General features: G+C 62.3%; 16 protein-coding genes. 8 read left to right on the top strand and 8 right to left on the bottom strand.

Going from position 1 to position 15,554, the window contains the following annotated elements; translation table 11 throughout:
- Positions 1 to 133 precede the first annotated feature (133 nt).
- Together AC1D2G_RS27075 and AC1D2G_RS27080 are read left to right on the top strand one after the other, a co-directional pair.
- Positions 134 to 862, top strand: a complete 729-nt coding sequence (locus tag AC1D2G_RS27075; RefSeq protein WP_477417842.1) for an AIM24 family protein — start codon at positions 134 to 136, stop codon at positions 860 to 862.
- Between the two features lie 147 nt (positions 863 to 1,009).
- On the top strand, positions 1,010 to 1,354 hold the full coding sequence (locus AC1D2G_RS27080; RefSeq protein WP_477417844.1) for a VanZ family protein: 345 nt from the start codon (positions 1,010 to 1,012) through the stop codon (positions 1,352 to 1,354).
- A gap of 23 nt (positions 1,355 to 1,377) precedes the next feature.
- On the opposite strand, the gene panC is transcribed toward AC1D2G_RS27080, so the two are convergent.
- Positions 1,378 to 2,229 (bottom strand): pantoate--beta-alanine ligase, encoded by an 852-nt coding sequence (gene panC / locus AC1D2G_RS27085; RefSeq protein WP_477417846.1) that lies wholly within the window; start codon positions 2,227 to 2,229, stop codon positions 1,378 to 1,380.
- Entirely contained in the window at positions 2,226 to 3,068 is an 843-nt protein-coding gene (panB, locus tag AC1D2G_RS27090) for a 3-methyl-2-oxobutanoate hydroxymethyltransferase (RefSeq protein WP_477417848.1), read from the bottom strand. Before panB ends, panC begins: the two co-directional genes overlap by 4 nt.
- 227 nt (positions 3,069 to 3,295) lie before the next feature.
- On the opposite strand from panB, the gene AC1D2G_RS27095 reads away from it, so the two are divergent.
- From AC1D2G_RS27095 to AC1D2G_RS27105, 3 genes are all read left to right on the top strand, one after another.
- The gene (locus AC1D2G_RS27095; RefSeq protein WP_095090713.1) at positions 3,296 to 3,694 is read left to right on the top strand and encodes an NADH:ubiquinone oxidoreductase subunit NDUFA12; all 399 of its coding nucleotides are present in this window, start codon (positions 3,296 to 3,298) and stop codon (positions 3,692 to 3,694) included.
- 141 nt (positions 3,695 to 3,835) lie between these two features.
- The gene (locus AC1D2G_RS27100) at positions 3,836 to 4,450 is read left to right on the top strand and encodes a DUF2155 domain-containing protein (protein ID WP_477417849.1); all 615 of its coding nucleotides are present in this window, start codon (positions 3,836 to 3,838) and stop codon (positions 4,448 to 4,450) included.
- Positions 4,451 to 4,525: 75 nt separating this feature from the next.
- Positions 4,526 to 4,912: a hypothetical protein gene (locus AC1D2G_RS27105; RefSeq protein ID WP_095091676.1), complete on the top strand. Its 387-nt coding sequence runs from the start codon at positions 4,526 to 4,528 to the stop codon at positions 4,910 to 4,912.
- 11 nt (positions 4,913 to 4,923) lie between these two features.
- Here AC1D2G_RS27105 and aat read toward each other — a convergent pair whose 3' ends face one another.
- From aat to AC1D2G_RS27135, 6 genes are all read right to left on the bottom strand, one after another.
- Positions 4,924 to 5,541, bottom strand: a complete 618-nt coding sequence (aat, locus tag AC1D2G_RS27110; protein ID WP_457153298.1) for a leucyl/phenylalanyl-tRNA--protein transferase — start codon at positions 5,539 to 5,541, stop codon at positions 4,924 to 4,926.
- A gap of 12 nt (positions 5,542 to 5,553) precedes the next feature.
- Complete coding sequence (gene accC / locus AC1D2G_RS27115; protein ID WP_095090710.1) at positions 5,554 to 6,897, bottom strand: acetyl-CoA carboxylase biotin carboxylase subunit; 1,344 nt, start codon at positions 6,895 to 6,897, stop codon at positions 5,554 to 5,556.
- 10 nt (positions 6,898 to 6,907) lie between these two features.
- Positions 6,908 to 7,366, bottom strand: a complete 459-nt coding sequence (accB, locus tag AC1D2G_RS27120; RefSeq protein ID WP_457154931.1) for an acetyl-CoA carboxylase biotin carboxyl carrier protein — start codon at positions 7,364 to 7,366, stop codon at positions 6,908 to 6,910.
- A 26-nt stretch (positions 7,367 to 7,392) separates the two neighbouring features.
- A complete protein-coding gene (gene aroQ / locus AC1D2G_RS27125) occupies positions 7,393 to 7,827 on the bottom strand; it encodes a type II 3-dehydroquinate dehydratase (RefSeq protein WP_095090709.1) in 435 nt (144 codons plus the stop codon).
- Between the two features lie 148 nt (positions 7,828 to 7,975).
- Entirely contained in the window at positions 7,976 to 8,779 is an 804-nt protein-coding gene (locus AC1D2G_RS27130) for a DsbA family protein (RefSeq protein WP_095090708.1), read from the bottom strand.
- Between the two features lie 70 nt (positions 8,780 to 8,849).
- Entirely contained in the window at positions 8,850 to 10,244 is a 1,395-nt protein-coding gene (locus AC1D2G_RS27135) for a M48 family metalloprotease (protein WP_477417851.1), read from the bottom strand.
- Positions 10,245 to 10,389: 145 nt separating this feature from the next.
- Between AC1D2G_RS27135 and AC1D2G_RS27140 the strand changes: the two genes are divergently transcribed.
- The 3 genes from AC1D2G_RS27140 to AC1D2G_RS27150 all read left to right on the top strand — a co-directional run bounded on the left by AC1D2G_RS27140 (position 10,390) and on the right by AC1D2G_RS27150 (position 15,443).
- Positions 10,390 to 11,538, top strand: a complete 1,149-nt coding sequence (locus AC1D2G_RS27140; protein WP_477417853.1) for a pyridoxal phosphate-dependent aminotransferase — start codon at positions 10,390 to 10,392, stop codon at positions 11,536 to 11,538.
- A gap of 4 nt (positions 11,539 to 11,542) precedes the next feature.
- Positions 11,543 to 12,472: a glutaminase gene (locus AC1D2G_RS27145; RefSeq protein WP_477397445.1), complete on the top strand. Its 930-nt coding sequence runs from the start codon at positions 11,543 to 11,545 to the stop codon at positions 12,470 to 12,472.
- Between the two features lie 205 nt (positions 12,473 to 12,677).
- The gene (locus AC1D2G_RS27150) at positions 12,678 to 15,443 is read left to right on the top strand and encodes a beta strand repeat-containing protein (RefSeq protein ID WP_477417855.1); all 2,766 of its coding nucleotides are present in this window, start codon (positions 12,678 to 12,680) and stop codon (positions 15,441 to 15,443) included.
- Positions 15,444 to 15,554: the final 111 nt, after the last annotated feature.

Below are 15,554 nucleotides of genomic sequence, written 5' to 3' on the forward strand. Positions count from 1 at the left end.
TCGCGCGAGCACCACGACAAAGCCCTATTTTCGTTTGACGGCTTGAAAGTCCCGCAGCAAAGCTCCTTCAGCTGACCCTGCTGGAAGCCAGAACAGACGGACGCTTGTGTTGGGCGGCGTCGGGGGGATTTTCATGCCGAGCTTACCGGAACTGATGCCGACACAGGTGTCGGACGAAACCTTTGGCGGCGTCACCTATCATATCGCCGGCGAACTGGTGCCCGTGCTTTCGGTCGATGTGACGCGCATGCCGGTCTATTTCGAGCATCACATCCTGCTGTGGAAGAACTCGACCATCAACATCGGCCTGAAATCGCTGAAGGGTGCGCTGAAGCGCATGATGGCCGGCATGCAGATCTTCGTCACTGAAGCGTCCGGAGCAGGGATCATTGCCTTCAGCCGCGATGGGCCCGGCCATATCGTGCCGATCCATCTCAGGCGTGGCGAGGAGATCCAGGTGCGCGAGCACCAGTTTCTCGCCGCCACCGGCAATGTCGAGTACACTTTCGAGCGCGTGCGCGGCCTGGCGACGATGCTGTTTGGCCAGAGTGGCTTCTTCATCGAGCGCTTTCGCGGCGATGCCGGCGATGGCATCGTCTGGCTGCACGGCTACGGCAACGTCTTCGAGAAAACGCTCGCCGCCGGCGAAACCATCGACATCGAGCCCGGCGGCTGGCTGTTCAAGGATGTCTCGGTCAGGATGGAGACCAAGATCGATCGCCTGTCGAGCGGCTTCTTCGGCGCCAACATGAATTTCATCGTCAACCGCTTCACCGGCCGGGCCGGGTCGGCATCCAGTCGATGTATCTGCACATGCCGACCGAGGAATAGGCGGCGATCAGATGGTTCGCGATCTTCGTAGGTTTGGGGGCAGTGCTCCGGCGCGGGAGCCGGGGCGACCTGCGCTGACATTACGCTCCACCGGCATTGCTGGCCGTCATCGGTTCCGCACACGGCCATGCGTCATCTCGGCGTTTGCTGCGCCGGCTCACGACGGATATGCAGGAACATGACCAAACTGTCCCGCATTGCAGCGCTGGTGCTGCTCGCCATCATCATTTTCTCAACCCTGTCGCCGATCCAGATGCGGCCACACATAGCCGAGGCGAATGTTGAGCGCGCCTTGGCTTATGTGCTCTTGGGCTTCGTCCTGGCGCTCGGCTTCCCCAACCGTCTGTATCAAGCTGCGATTTTCGTGATTGTGACCGCCGGCGTCCTGGAACTGCTTCAGATCATTGATCCTGGTCGCCACGCGCAGTTTGCCGATGCATTCGTGAAAGCATCAGCCGGAATTGTTGGGATCTTTGTGGGGCAACTGTTCGTCAGGCCCAGCGGACGAATGGGAGAGAGGTAGGCGCGCGGCAGCAACCCACGGCGCTAGGTGGAGCGAACGTCCACATTGTCGATCAGCCTCGTCTTGCCGAGCCAGGCGGCCGCAAGCACGCGTCCTTCACGATCGCGACGCCATGGCGCAAGCGTCAGGCTTTCACGGGCCTCGACGTAGTCGACCTTGCGGAAGCCGGCCGCGACCAGGGCACGGCTGGCCTCCTCGGTTGCGTCGTTTTGGTCGGCACCTGCCGTCAAAGCCACCGCCGTGTCGCGCAATATCACATTGAGTTGGCGGGCGATCTTGAGTTCGGCTTCATCGAGATAGGCGTTGCGTGACGACATGGCGAGACCATGTGCGTCGCGGATCGTCGGTGCACCGATGATCTCGACCGGCAGGTCGAGGTCGCGGCAGAGCTGCCTGACGACGCAAAGCTGCTGGTAGTCCTTCTCGCCGAAGATCGCGCAGTCAGGCGTTGCCTGCAGGAAGAGCTTTGCCACGACGGTGGCGACACCGTCGAAAAACGTTGGCCGAAAGTCCGATTCGAGCCCGGCGGAAGGGCCGCCCACCGAGATTTTGGTGGCAAAGCCGGCGGGATACATCTCGCCAACCGTCGGTGTGAAGGCAAGGTTGGCCTTGGCCGCTTTCAGCCGATCGAGGTCGTGGGCGAGCTGGCGCGGGTACTTGTCGAGGTCTTCCGTCGGCGCGAACTGCGTCGGATTGACGAAGATCGACACGACGCAGCGATCGGCCTTTTCGAGTGCGATCCTGACCAGCGAGATGTGCCCGTCATGCAATGCGCCCATGGTCGGCACCATGGCGACACGAAGGCCGTCGCGCCGCCAGTCGCGGATTTGCGCGCGCAGTGCGGCTACGCTGTCGACGATGACGGGCCGGCTCATGCGTCATCCCCGTGCTTTGTCGCCGAAAAGACGTGGCCGGGGCCGGGAAATGCCCGGCTTCGCACCTCCGCAGCGTAGCGTTCGGCGGCGTGTGAGATGACGCTGCGCAGGTCGGCATATTCCTTTACGAATTTCGGCACGCGGTCGACGGTCAGCCCGACCATGTCGTCGATGACCAGGATCTGGCCGTCGCAGTCGCTGCTGGCGCCGATGCCGATGGTTGGAATGGCGATGCGGCGGGTGATGTCGGCGGCGACGGTCTCGACCGTGCCTTCGATGACCACTGAGAACGCACCGGCGCTTTCGACCGCGTGTGCGTCGCGAACCAAGGCCGCGACGGCCTCCTCGGTGCGGCCCTTGATCTTGTAGCCGCCGTCTTTCTCGACAGATTGCGGCTGGAGGCCGATATGTCCCATCACTGGAATGCCGGCCGCGACGATTGCGGCGATCTGCCTGGCCATGTCGACGCCGCCTTCGAGTTTCACCGCCTGGCAGCCGGTTTCGTCGATCATCCGCCGCGCCGAAGCAACGGCTAGCGCCGCCGAATCCTCATAGGTGCCAGCCGGCATGTCGACGACGACGCAGGCCTTTGCCGCGCCACGCATCACCGCTTGCCCATGCGCGATCATCATCTCGAGCGAGGCACCCAGTGTCGTCTCGTGGCCGTGCAGCACCATGGCGACGCTATCACCGACCAGGAGCAGGTCGACATGGTCGTCGAGCAGGCGGGCGATGGGATAGGTGTAAGCGGTGAGGCAGACAATCGGTGTGCCGCCCTTGCAGCGCCGAATCGCGTTTGCGCTGATGCGAATGTCGGTGGTCGGCATTTCCGTGGCCAATCGTCACCTCCGTCAGCCTGCAGCGGGTCGGATACCGGCCTTGGCGCGCAAAGCTTTAGAAAGACCGCAAAGGCTTGGCAAGCGCGCATCGCGCGGTCGAGAAGATCACGGGCTTGTGTCGGGTTTCCGGCAAGCCATTTGCGTGCACCTTGTGGCAAAACCCTTGCCTTCCCGAAGGCCTGACGCCATAAGCAGGAAACGGGCGCTGCCGGCGCGAGGGTTCTGAGATGAAGACTTTCCTTACGCAGTTTTTCACCTGGTGGAACAGCCAGACGCTGGGAACGCGCCTGCACACTTGGCGGCACGGCAAGAAGGTCGGCCAGGACGAGACGGGCAATGTCTATTACGAAGGCGGCATCGATTCGGAAGGCCGCACGCGCCGCTGGGTCATCTACCGCAACTATTCGGAAGCCTCCGCAATACCGCCCGGCTGGCATGGCTGGATGCATCACCGTGTCGATGTCGCTCCGGCCAGCGAGACCTACAAGCCCCGCGACTGGCAGAAGCCGCATCAGCCCAATCTGACCGGCACCCCGGCGGCCTACCGCCCGAAAGGCTCGGTGCTGACCAACCAGCATCGCCCGCAGGTCACCGGCGACTATGACGCCTGGACACCCGGATCGTAACGGCCCCGACTTGTAACCGCGCAAGGTGAAGGCCGGTCCTTTGTCGCCACAATTGGTGTTTAGCTGCTTGCTGATCAGAAAACGGCGACTAGCCTTGGCGATCGACAGAATCACCCGGGCGCGAACCACCGGTACCCCTAGATGAGCTTTTTCAACCGAATATCGACGGGCGGCCTGGCGCTAGCCGCCAGTCTTGCCGTCAGCACCGCGGCCTTTGCCGCTTCGCCTGAACCGGCACCCGCTGCACCGGCGCCGACGGCACCCGCAGGATCGGACCGGGTCACCAATCCCATCGCCGAGTTTGCCGGCATCGACAAGATCACCGGCCGCATCATCACCTTCGATGTCTATATCGACGAGACGGTGCAGTTCGGTGCTTTGCAGGTGACGCCGCGCGTTTGCTATTCGCGGCCACAGACCGAAGAGCCAAAGACCGATTCCTTCGTCGAAGTCGACGAGATCACGCTCGACCGAAAGATCCGCCGCATCTTCACCGGCTGGATGTTTGCCGAAAGCCCTGGCCTCAACGCCGTCGAGCATGCCGTCTATGACGTCTGGCTAAAGGAATGCAAGCAGAAGTCGGATGTGCCGGCGCCCGACGCCGCCAAGGCTGACGCGACCAAAGCCGACGTGTCGAAGTCTGCCGCGGCCAAGCCGAAGCCTGCCGCCACTCCGGACGTGGTACAGCCCGATGCCACGGAGCCGGCTATCACGGAACCGGATACCACGGAACCGGATACCACCGAAGCCAACTGATCCTCTGGAACCGTCGTGGCCACCATGCGTTGGACCACGGACGACCGCGCATTCATGCGCATGGAGGATATTCCGATGTCAGACAGCAAGCGGATCACCGCCGGCAAGGCGGAATTGCTCGAACTCGAAAAAGGGTTCTGGACGGGTGACGCGGCCTACTACGCGGCCAATGCCGACACCGAGTGCCTAGTGGCGTTTCCGCAGATGGCACAGGCCATGGACAATGCCGATCTCGCCAAGACCGCAACCAAGCCCAACCGTTGGCGCGATCTCGACATCGAGCTCAAGGGAATAATTGAGCCGGGCAGCGATATCGTAATGCTGACCTACGAGGCGCATGCTACGCGTGAGAACGGCGAGCCCTACGCGGCGCTGGTCAGTACCGGCTACGTCCATCGCGTCAATGGCTGGAAGATGATGTTCCATTCGCAGACGCCGCTGGAAGCCGCGGCCGGGAAGTAAGAGGCCGATCGTCAGGGGTAGAATACGGCCTCGCCCTTCAGCGCGTCGGCCAGCATTTTCTCGTATTTTCCGCGCGGCACGTCGACCGCGCCGAAGCGCTTGAGGTGCTCGGTGGTGAATTGCGTATCAAGCAGAGCGAATCCGCGCGCCTTCAACCGCTCGACAAGATAATAAAGGCAGGTCTTGGAAGCGTCCGTCTCCCTGGCGAACATGCTTTCGCCAAAGAACACCCGGCCAAGCGATACGCCGTAGAGGCCGCCGACCAGCCGGTCCTCGCGCCAAGCCTCGACCGAATGACAATGCCCTATCCGGTGCAGCTGGACATAGGCTTCGCGGATCGGCGCATTGATCCAGGTCGAGCGGCGCTCCTCGCGCCTTTCGGCGCAGCCGTCGATCGTCGCTTCGAAATCGAAATCGAAACGGATGTCGAAAGGATGCTTCTTGATCGTTTTCCTGAGGCTTTTCGGCGTGTGAAAACCGTCAAGCGGGATGATGCCGCGCGTTTCCGGCCGCACCCAGAACACCTCCGGATCGCTGGCACTTTCGGCCATCGGGAACACGCCCGAGGCGTAGGCCTTGAGCAAAAGGTCGGTCGGGATGCGATAGCCGGGCGCGAAGGGGCGGGTCATCGCGTCCCCGAACTACTCTTCCTTGGCCAGATATTTTTCCAGCCAGTGGATATCATAGTCGCCATTGGCGATGTCGGCATTGCCGACGAGATCGCGAAACAGCGGCAACGTCGTCTTGATGCCGTCGACGACGAATTCATCCAGCGCGCGCCGCAGCCGCATCATGCACTCGACGCGGTTGCGCCCATGCACGATCAGCTTGCCGATCAGGCTGTCGTAGTAGGGCGGGATCTTGTAGCCGGAGTAAACGCCGGAATCGACGCGGATGCCGAGACCGCCCGGCGTATGGAAGTGGGTGATCGTGCCGGGCGAGGGGGTGAAGGTGCGCGGATCCTCGGCGTTGATACGGCATTCGATGGCGTGGCCGTTGAACTTGATGTCTTCCTGCTTGACCGAAAGTCCGCCGCCCGAGGCGACGCGGATCTGCTCGTGCACGAGGTCGATGCCGGTGATCGCTTCGGTCACCGGATGCTCGACCTGCAGGCGCGTGTTCATCTCGATGAAATAGAACTCGCCATTCTCGTAGAGGAACTCGATCGTGCCGGCGCCGGAATAGCCGAGGTCGGCGATGGCCTTGGCGCAGACGCCGCCGATGCGCGCGCGCTCCTCGGCATTGAGGGCCGGCGAGGGCGCCTCTTCCCAGACCTTCTGGTGGCGGCGCTGCAGCGAACAATCGCGCTCGCCGAAATGCACGCCGCGGCCAAAACCGTCACCGAACACCTGCACCTCGATGTGGCGCGGCTTCTCCAGATATTTCTCGATGTAGACGGCATCGTCGCCAAAGGCAGCACCGGCCTCCGAGCGCGCCGTCTGCAGGGCGACCTCGAGGTCGGCTTCGGTATGCGCCACCTTCATGCCGCGTCCGCCGCCGCCGGCCGACGCCTTGATGATCACGGGATAGCCGATCTCGCCGGCAATGCGCTTGGCCTCTTTTTCATCGGTGACCGCACCGTCCGAACCGGGCACCACCGGAATGCCGAGCCGTTTTGCGGTGCGCTTGGCCTCGATCTTGTCGCCCATGATGCGGATATGGTCGCCGGACGGGCCGATGAAGGTGATGTTGTGGGCGGCCAGGATGTCCGCGAACTTGGCGTTTTCCGACAGGAAGCCATAGCCCGGATGCACGGCATCGGCGCCGGTGATCTCGCAGGCCGCGACGATCTGATGGATGTTGAGGTAGCTGTCGCGCGATGGCGGCGGCCCGATGCAGACGCTTTCGTCGGCGAGCCGAACATGCATGGCATCGGCGTCGGCGGTCGAATGCACCACCACCGTCTGGATGCCGAGTTCCTTGCAGGCACGCAGCACCCGAAGCGCGATTTCGCCGCGATTGGCGATGAGGATCTTCTGGAACATCCGGCCCGCTCTACTCGATCACGACGAGCGGCATGCCGTATTCGACCGGCGTCGCATCCTCGAACAGGATCGCCGTCACCGTGCCGGAGCGCGGCGAAGGAATCTGGTTCATCGTCTTCATCGCCTCGATGATCAGCAGCGTCTGGCCTTCCTTGACCTTTTGGCCGACTTCGATGAACGCCTTCGCGTCTGGCGATGGCGCCAGATAAGCGGTGCCGACCATCGGCGAGGTGATCGCGTTCTTCGCCACGTCGACCACTGCCGGGGCTGCCGCGGCAATGGGCTGGGCGGCTGACGGCGCATAGGCCGGCTGCGGTGCCGCTATCGCGTGCACGGCCGGGGCCTGCCGCGAGACACGCACCTTCAGGTCGCCCAGTTCAACCTCGATCTCGGTGAGGTTGGTGTCGTTCAGTATGCCCGCCAGATCGCGGATCAGCTGCTGGTCAACACCGGTCTTCTTTATCGACATTTTCGAGCCTTCTGTTTGTTGGCCGGTCATAGGCGTGCGGCCAGCGCCTGCAGGGCCAGCGTGTAGCCGAGCGGCCCAAAGCCACAGATCATGCCGACGGCAACCGGCGCGACCATGGACACGTGGCGGAATGGTTCCCGCGCATGGATGTTGGAAAGATGGACTTCAGCGACGGGCAGCGGCGCGATGGCGCGGATGGCGTCGTGGATGGCGATCGAGGTGTGGCTGTAGGCGCCTGGATTGATGACGATGCCGGCGGCCTTGTCGCCAGCTTCCTGGATCCAGTCGACAAGGTCGCCCTCGTGATTCGACTGGCGGAAATCGATCTCGAGCCCAAGTGCTGTGCCGGCCTGTTTGCAGTCCTCGGCGATCGCGGCAAGCGTCTTGCCGCCATAGATGCCCGGCTCGCGCTTGCCGAGCGCGTTGAGATTGGGACCGTTCAGGACGAAAACCGTTTTCAAAAAAGCCGACCTTTCCCGGCGCCGACATCAAGCCGGCGCGCTGGGCCCTCTATAATGGGCATAGACGCCTGCGAAAAGAGCGCAAGTGCGTTCTTTCACTGTCCACAACGCGCGGAATGTGCCCGTGAGAATGCGCTCGTGAGCAAGATCAGAGCGCGGCTTTCGCCGCCTCGATCTTTTCAGCCAGCACTTCCTGTCCAAGCGCCCCGAACACCACCTCGTTGCCGACCACATAAGACGGCGTTCCGGTGATCGCCAGCTTGTTGGCAAGATCGTAGGTCTTGGAGAAGGCCTCGTTGATCGACGGGTCCTTCATCTTCTCGCGCAGCGTCGCTTCGTCGGCGCCGAGCGAAAGCGCGATCTTGATCGCCGCCGCCTCGGTGGCGCGTCCCTGGCCGCCGAGCAGTGCGTTGTGGAACTCGCCATACTTTTCCGGCTTCATCAGGTGGAACGCCATCGAAACCACGCTCGCCTTCTGCGAATCCGGTCCGAGGATCGGGAATTCCTTGAGCACGAAGCGCAGGTCCGGATCGGACTTGGTCAGCGCCCGCATGTCGTCGATGGCGCGTTTGCAGAAGCCGCAATTGTAGTCGTAGAACTCGACGATGGTAACCTTGCCGTTCGGGTTGCCGACGACGCCGTCGAAGGCCGAGTTGAAGATCTGGTCCTTGGCATCCTTGATGACACCCATATGGGCGATGCGCTGCTCTTCCTTCTGCTTGGCTTCGAGCGCGTCCTGAACCTCCAGAAGGACTTCCGGGTTCTTCAACAGATAGTCGCGGATGATGCCTTCGACCTCGGTGCGGTCGATCTTGGTGTCGGCCTCTGCCGTCTGGGCCGGCTGCGCCGTACCGGCCTTGGCAATCTGTGGGTTTCCGGCCACGAATCCGAAAGCCAGCATGGCCAGGGCGGCCACGGCCCCCGTGGTGCCCAGCAGCAGTGCCTTTTTCATCGTTCCTGTTCCTTCTACCTGTTTTTCCGGCCCGTTCGTCTGACTGTGTCGCAGCGTGCCGCCGGAAGGTTCACTTGATCTTGGTCGATGGTGCGTAGTTTATGATGTCCTGGGCGCGAAGCCATCGCGGTTCGCCGCGCTTCATCTGCTGCTGTGCCCGCATGGCGAAGATCTTAGCATCCTTATAGTTGCCGGAATAGAAATGACCTTCGGCGGTGGCAAGTTCTGCGCCCGGTATGTCACTCAGTTCGCCATAGGCCTGTGCAAGGTAGCGGTAACCGGCCGCATTTTCCTTGTCTCGCTGCAGACCATTGTTGATCTGCACGACGGCTTTCTTGAGGGATTCAGGCGTACCGACGGCCATCAGCGCCTGGCCAAGGGAGACAGGCAGCAATCCCGACCGCGCCGGGTCGAGGCTGACCGCCTTGGCATAGGCATCCGCGGCCTCCTTGGGCCTGTTCGCCTTCATCAGGATGTCGCCGCGCAGTTCCTGGAAATATGCATTCTTCGGCTGCGCCTTGATCAGTGCATTGGTCTTGGCGAGCGCTGCGGCTATGTTGCCGAACAGGTACGTCGACTCGGCATCGCCATATTGTGCGGCAAGGCTGCCGGGCATCTTGCGCATCAGCCGCGCCAACCCCGCCTGGCCTTCCATATAGACGGCGATCTTCATGCGCATCATGTCGTGCCGCTGCTGCAGCGCCGGCGGGTCGACCTTGTCGACATTGGGGCTCTGTTTCACCAGCACTTCGAGATTGGCGATGCGGTCCTGCGGCATCGGATGGCTGATCCGGTAGGGATCGACCTGGGCGCCCGACAGCGACAGCGCCGTCTGGAAACGGTGGAACGTCTTCAGCATGCCCATGCCGGACTGGCCGGTGGCGTTGAGATAGGTGATCGCCGAGCGGTCGGCGGTTATCTCCTCGGTGCGCTGATAGGCGAGGATGCTTCGCTGCGCCATCTCGCCGCCGCCCGCCGCCATGCCGATACCGGCGCCAGCAAGGCCGCGGCTGTTGGTGGTGGCACCGGCGACCATGGCGCCGGCGCCTAGCAATGTGGCGATGATGGCCATAGTCTTGGCACGTTCGAGCTGTTCGCGCAGCTTCTGCTGGTGGCCGCCGGCGATATGGCCGGCTTCGTGGGCAATGACGCCGATGATCTCGTTGGGTGTCTCGGCCGTCATCAGCGCGCCGGTGTTGATGAACAGCCGGCGCCCGGTGACGAAGGCGTTGAAACTCTGGTCATTGACCAGCACAATGTCGATGCCGTCGTTCGCCAGCCCAGCGGCCTTGAAGATCGGCCGCGCGTAGTCGCGCACCAGCGCCTCGATCTCGGCGTCGCGTACCACAGGCACGTTCTGGGCGAAGGCGCTGACCGAATCCGCCAACGCGACGGCAACGCCAAGCGAAAGCGTCGCAAAGACGCGCGCTGTCCGGGCAATCGTCGATCTGGGTCGGCTCAACATGATGGTTCCACTGGTAGACGAGCGGGCGAAAGATGAAAAGTCGGCGCCGGAAACTTCCTCAACTTGTGATCCTCACATCAATCGGGCATTTGTGCGGCGCATGCGCCCGAGTTTGGCGCCTTCAACCATCGGGAATACTGGTTAAATGGTCGTTTCGCTCTCACGTCGTGGCAATGTCGAGCCCTTCCATGCTATGGACATTCTGGCCGAGGCAAACCGCCTGAAGGCCCAGGGCGTACCGGTCGTTTCCATGGCCGTCGGCCAGCCCTCCGACCCTGCGCCGATCGGCGTTCGCGCGGCGGCGGCCAAGGCCTTGCAGGACGGACGCATCGGCTACACCGACACGCTCGGCCTCGCCGCGCTGCGCAAGGCGATCGCCGAACACTACGCCGATCACTATGGCCTCGATATTTCACCGAGCCGGATCGCGGTGACCACCGGATCGTCGGCCGCCTTCAACCTTGCCTTCCTCGCGATGTTCGATCCGGGCGACCGCGTCGCAATCGCCGCGCCCGGCTATCCCGCCTATCGCAACATCATGGCCGCGCTCGGCATCGACGTGGTCGAGATCGAACTCGGCGACGCCGCCTACCTGCATGCCGGCCATCTTGAAACCGCGCATCGCGAAAAGCCGCTGAAAGGCGTGCTGTTTGCAAGTCCGGCCAATCCGACCGGCGCGGTCATACCGGCCGATGAACTAGCGGCCCTGGTGAGGACGGCGCAGGAACTTGGCATCGCCGTGATATCAGATGAAATCTACCATCGGCTGGCCTATGCCGCCCCCGACACCACCGCACTTGCCTATGGCGGCGACGTGACGGTGATCAATTCCTTCTCGAAATATTATTGCATGACCGGCTGGCGCATCGGCTGGATGGTGTTGCCCGAAGAACTGGTGCGGCCGGTCGAGCGCGTCGCCCAAAGCCTCTACATCTCGCCGCCGGAACTGTCGCAGATCGCCGCGATCGAGGCGTTCAAGGCGACTGAGGAGCTGGAAGCGGTGAAAGGCCGCTACGCCTGGAATCGCGAGCTGTTGATGAAACGCCTGCCGGAACTCGGCTTTCCGCTGGCGGCGCCGATGGACGGCGCCTTCTATGCCTTTTGCGATGTCACCAGGCACACCAACGACAGCATGGCCTTCGCGCGAAAGATGCTGGCGCAGGCACATGTCGCGGCGACGCCCGGCCGCGACTTCGACACCCAGGCGGGGCACCGCACGATGCGTTTCTCCTATGCCGGCAGCCACGACGAGATGGTCGAGGCGATGGCGCGCATTGAACGCTGGTTGAGGTAGCACCATGCCGGAACTCGAACAGGCGCTCGCCGAAGTCGCCGCCGAAATGGCCGAACGCACCGATCGCGGCGATGTTGCCACCTACATTCCGCAGCTCGGCAAGGTCGATCCCAAGAAGTTCGGCATTGCCGCCGTCACCAATGACGGTCGCGTGCTGATGGCGGGTGACGCCGATCAGGCCTTTTCGATCCAGAGCATCTCGAAAGTCTTCACCCTGACGCTGGCGCTCGGCAATGTCGGCGATGCGCTGTGGCAGCGGGTCGGACGCGAGCCGTCGGGCAATCCGTTCAACTCGATCGTCCAGCTCGAGCATGAGAACGGCATCCCGCGCAATCCGTTCATCAATGCCGGCGCCATCGTCGTTTCCGACATCCTGCTTGCCGGTCACCAGCCACGCGAGGCTATCGGCGAAATCCTGCGCTTCATCCAGTTCCTGGCCGACGACGAGACCATCATCATCGACCGCGAGGTCGCGGCCTCCGAACGCGCCACCGGCTATCGCAACTTTGCGCTTGCCAACTACATGAAATCCTTCGGCAATCTCAACCATGCGCCGGAGCTGGCGCTGGGTGTCTATTTCCACCACTGCGCCATCGCCATGAGCTGCCGGCAATTGGCGCTTGCCGGCCGCTTCCTCGCCAATGGCGGCAAGAACCCGGCGACCGGGCATTCCGTTGTGTCGGCCGAACGGGCGCGCCGCATCGGCGCCATGATGCTGACCTGCGGCCATTATGACGGCTCGGGCGACTTTGCCTTCCGCGTCGGCATTCCCGGTAAGAGCGGCGTCGGCGGCGGCATACTGGGCATCGTGCCGGGCGTAGCCTCGCTCGCCGTCTGGTCGCCCGGCCTCAACGCCAACGGCAATTCCAAGCTGGGCTCGATCGCGCTGGAAAAGCTGGCCAGGATGATGAACTGGTCGATCTTCGCGCCGTAGAGCGGTCTATTGTTCACGGAAACGCCGCTCGACCGATAAACTTCATGCCCACCGGGTAAATCTGCAAAAATTGCCTTGACTACAGTAATGTCGTCCGTTCTTGTTGGTGACGACTGCAAATGGGTAGCACCAGTCCTTGAACAAGACGGGTCCCCTGACGCAGTCTTCTGTTTCAAACCCTGTCTGCAGCGAAAGAGAACGAGTCATGGCCATCGGACGCGTAGGACAGGAATTCATCGTCAATTCGACGGCAACCGGCGGTCAGGTTAGCCCAGCGATCACGGAACTGGCCGATGGCCGCTTCGTGGCCACCTGGCAGTCTTATGACACCGGCGACGGCGATAGCATCTGCATCCGCGGACGAATTTACAGTGTCGACGGCAAGGCGATAGGCAGCGACTTCATCGTCAATTCGACGGCAACGGGCTATCAGAATGCCCCAGCGATCGCGGGGCTGGCCGATGGCCGCTTCGTGGCCACCTGGCAGTCTTATGACACCGGCGATGGCGATGGCCTCTGCATCCGCGGACGGATCTACAATGTCGACGGCAATGCGGTCGGCAACGACTTCATCGTCAATTCGACAGCGGCGGGCAATCAGCTTAACCCAGCGATCACGGTGCTGGGTGACGGACGCTTTGTGGTCACTTGGGAGTCAACTGACACTGATACCGACATCGGCGCCTGCGTCCGCGCCCGAATCTACAATGTCGACGGCAGCGCGGCCGGGAGCGACTTCGTCGTCAATTCGACGGCAACGCACGACTATCAGGTCGAACCAGAGATCACGGCGCTGGCCGATGGCCGCTTCGTGGCCACCTGGACTTCCTTTGATATCGGCGACGGCTCTGGTTCCTGTATCCGCGCCCGAATCTACAATGTCGACGGCAGCGCGGCCGGGAGCGACTTCGTCGTCAACTCGACGACAACGGGCTATCAGAATGCCCAAGTAACCACGACGCTGGCGGATGGCCGCTTCTTGGCCTCTTGGGTGTCCGATGACATTGGCGACGGCAGCGGCGCCTGCATCCGCGCCCGAATCTACAATGTCGACGGCAGTGCGGCCGGGAGCGACTTCATCGTCAATTCGACAACAACGGGCTATCAGGTTAACCCAGCAATTACGGCGTTGGCCGATGGCCGTTTCGTGGCCGCTTGGCAGTCCGATGACACCGGCGACGGCTCTGGCACCTGTATCCGCGCCCGCGTCTACAATGCCGACGGCATAGCGGCCGGCAGCGACTTCATCGTCAATTTGACGGCAAGCAGTGATCAGTACACCCCAGCGATCACGCCACTGGCCGATGGCCGCTTCTTGGTCACTTGGCAGTCATTAGACAGTGGTGATGGCAGCAGCGGCTGCATTCGTGCTCAAATCTTCGATCCTACCATCTTTGTCGGCACCTCCGCAGTTGACGTCTGGCAAGGCAGCAATGTCTTCGCCGACCACATCAACGGCGGCGACGGCGCCGACACGCTGTCGGGTCTTGGCGGCAATGATACGATCAGCGGCGATGCGGGCAACGACGTCCTCAACGGTGGTGCCGGCGCCGATACAATGAAAGGCGGCATCGGCAACGATACCTACTGGGTCGACAATGCCGGCGATCATGTCACTGAGGCCAATGGCGAGGGCACCGATACAGTCAACAGTACCGTGTCCTTCAATCTCTCCGGCCAGGAACTGGAAAACCTGACGCTGACGGGCACGGGTGATATCAACGGCACCGGCAACTCGATTGCCAACATCATGTCAGGCAATTCAGGCATCAACACGCTAATCGGGCTTGGTGGCAACGACACGCTGGATGGCAAGGGCGGCGCCGACACCATGCAAGGCGGCCTCGGCGACGACACCTACTACGTCGACAATGCCGGGGATATCGTCGATGAGAGTACTGCCGGCGCCAACGGCACCGATATCGTCAATGGCTACATCTCGATCAACCTTGGCGATGCCGCCCACTTCAAGGGCAATATCGAGAATGTCGCGCTGCTCGGTGCGGTCGCGATCAACGCCACCGGCAACAGCCTGGCCAACACGCTGACCGGCAATTCCGGCAACAATGTGCTGGATGGCATGGGTGGCGCCGACACGATGAGAGGCGCTCAGGGCAACGACAGCTACTATGTCGACAATGCGGGCGATATCGTCAGTGAGAGCACCGCCGGCGCCAACGGCACCGACACCGTCAATGGCTTTATCTCGATCAACCTTGGCGACGGCAACCATTTCACGGGCAATATCGAGAACGTCGCGCTGCTCGGTGCGGCCTCGATCAACGCCACCGGCAACAGCCTGGCCAACACGCTGACCGGCAATTCCGGAAACAATCAGCTAGACGGCAAAGGTGGCGCCGACACGATGAGAGGTGCTCAGGGCAATGATGGCTACTATGTCGACAATGCCGGCGATATCGTCAGTGAAAGCACCGCCGGCGCCAACGGCACCGACACCGTCAATGGCTACATCTCGATCAACCTTGGCGATGGCAACCACTTCACGGGCAACATCGAGAACGTCGCACTGCGCAGCGCGGCCTCGATCAACGCCACCGGCAACAGCCTGGCCAATACGCTGACCGGCAATTCCGGTAACAACGTGCTGGACGGCAGGGGCGGCAACGACACGATGTCCGGCAGCACCGGCCAGGACATCTTCGTCTTCACCACGGCGCTCAATGCCTCGACCAATGTCGACCGCATGACCGACTTCTCGGTTGCCGATGACACCATCCGGGTCGACAACGCCATCTTTGCCGCGCTTGGCGGCAACGGCACGCTGACGGCGGACCAGTTCGTCAAGAACACCACCGGCCTTGCCGGTGACGGCAGCGACCACATCATCTACGAGACCGACACCGGCTGGCTCTACTATGACAGCAATGGCAGTGCCGCCGGCGGCTCAACCCATTTCGCCACACTGGCCGCAAACCTGGCGCTGACCAACGCCGATTTCGTCGTGGTGTAAGGTCAGAAGTACCACCAGTCCTTGACCAGGACGGGATACTCTGATGCAACCTTTAGGTGCAGCCAATGCCATGCTGGCGGCTGGCCATTTTAAACCCTGCCTGCAGCGAAA

Source organism: Mesorhizobium sp. P2_C7 (genome assembly GCF_056404515.1).

Excerpts from the sequence above, each read along its gene's own strand:
- AC1D2G_RS27075 (WP_477417842.1), top strand. The coding sequence starts at position 134 with ATGCCGAGCTTACCGGAACTGATGCCGACACAGGTGTCGGACGAAACC.
- AC1D2G_RS27105 (WP_095091676.1), top strand. The coding sequence starts at position 4,526 with ATGTCAGACAGCAAGCGGATCACCGCCGGCAAGGCGGAATTGCTCGAA.
- AC1D2G_RS27145 (WP_477397445.1), top strand. The coding sequence starts at position 11,543 with ATGCCGGAACTCGAACAGGCGCTCGCCGAAGTCGCCGCCGAAATGGCC.
- AC1D2G_RS27095 (WP_095090713.1), top strand. The coding sequence starts at position 3,296 with ATGAAGACTTTCCTTACGCAGTTTTTCACCTGGTGGAACAGCCAGACG.
- AC1D2G_RS27150 (WP_477417855.1), top strand. The coding sequence starts at position 12,678 with ATGGCCATCGGACGCGTAGGACAGGAATTCATCGTCAATTCGACGGCA.
- AC1D2G_RS27135 (WP_477417851.1), bottom strand. The coding sequence starts at position 10,244 with ATGTTGAGCCGACCCAGATCGACGATTGCCCGGACAGCGCGCGTCTTT.
- AC1D2G_RS27100 (WP_477417849.1), top strand. The coding sequence starts at position 3,836 with ATGAGCTTTTTCAACCGAATATCGACGGGCGGCCTGGCGCTAGCCGCC.
- accC (WP_095090710.1), bottom strand. The coding sequence starts at position 6,897 with ATGTTCCAGAAGATCCTCATCGCCAATCGCGGCGAAATCGCGCTTCGG.
- AC1D2G_RS27140 (WP_477417853.1), top strand. The coding sequence starts at position 10,390 with ATGGTCGTTTCGCTCTCACGTCGTGGCAATGTCGAGCCCTTCCATGCT.
- AC1D2G_RS27080 (WP_477417844.1), top strand. The coding sequence starts at position 1,010 with ATGACCAAACTGTCCCGCATTGCAGCGCTGGTGCTGCTCGCCATCATC.
- accB (WP_457154931.1), bottom strand. The coding sequence starts at position 7,366 with ATGTCGATAAAGAAGACCGGTGTTGACCAGCAGCTGATCCGCGATCTG.
- panC (WP_477417846.1), bottom strand. The coding sequence starts at position 2,229 with ATGAGCCGGCCCGTCATCGTCGACAGCGTAGCCGCACTGCGCGCGCAA.
- AC1D2G_RS27130 (WP_095090708.1), bottom strand. The coding sequence starts at position 8,779 with ATGAAAAAGGCACTGCTGCTGGGCACCACGGGGGCCGTGGCCGCCCTG.
- aat (WP_457153298.1), bottom strand. The coding sequence starts at position 5,541 with ATGACCCGCCCCTTCGCGCCCGGCTATCGCATCCCGACCGACCTTTTG.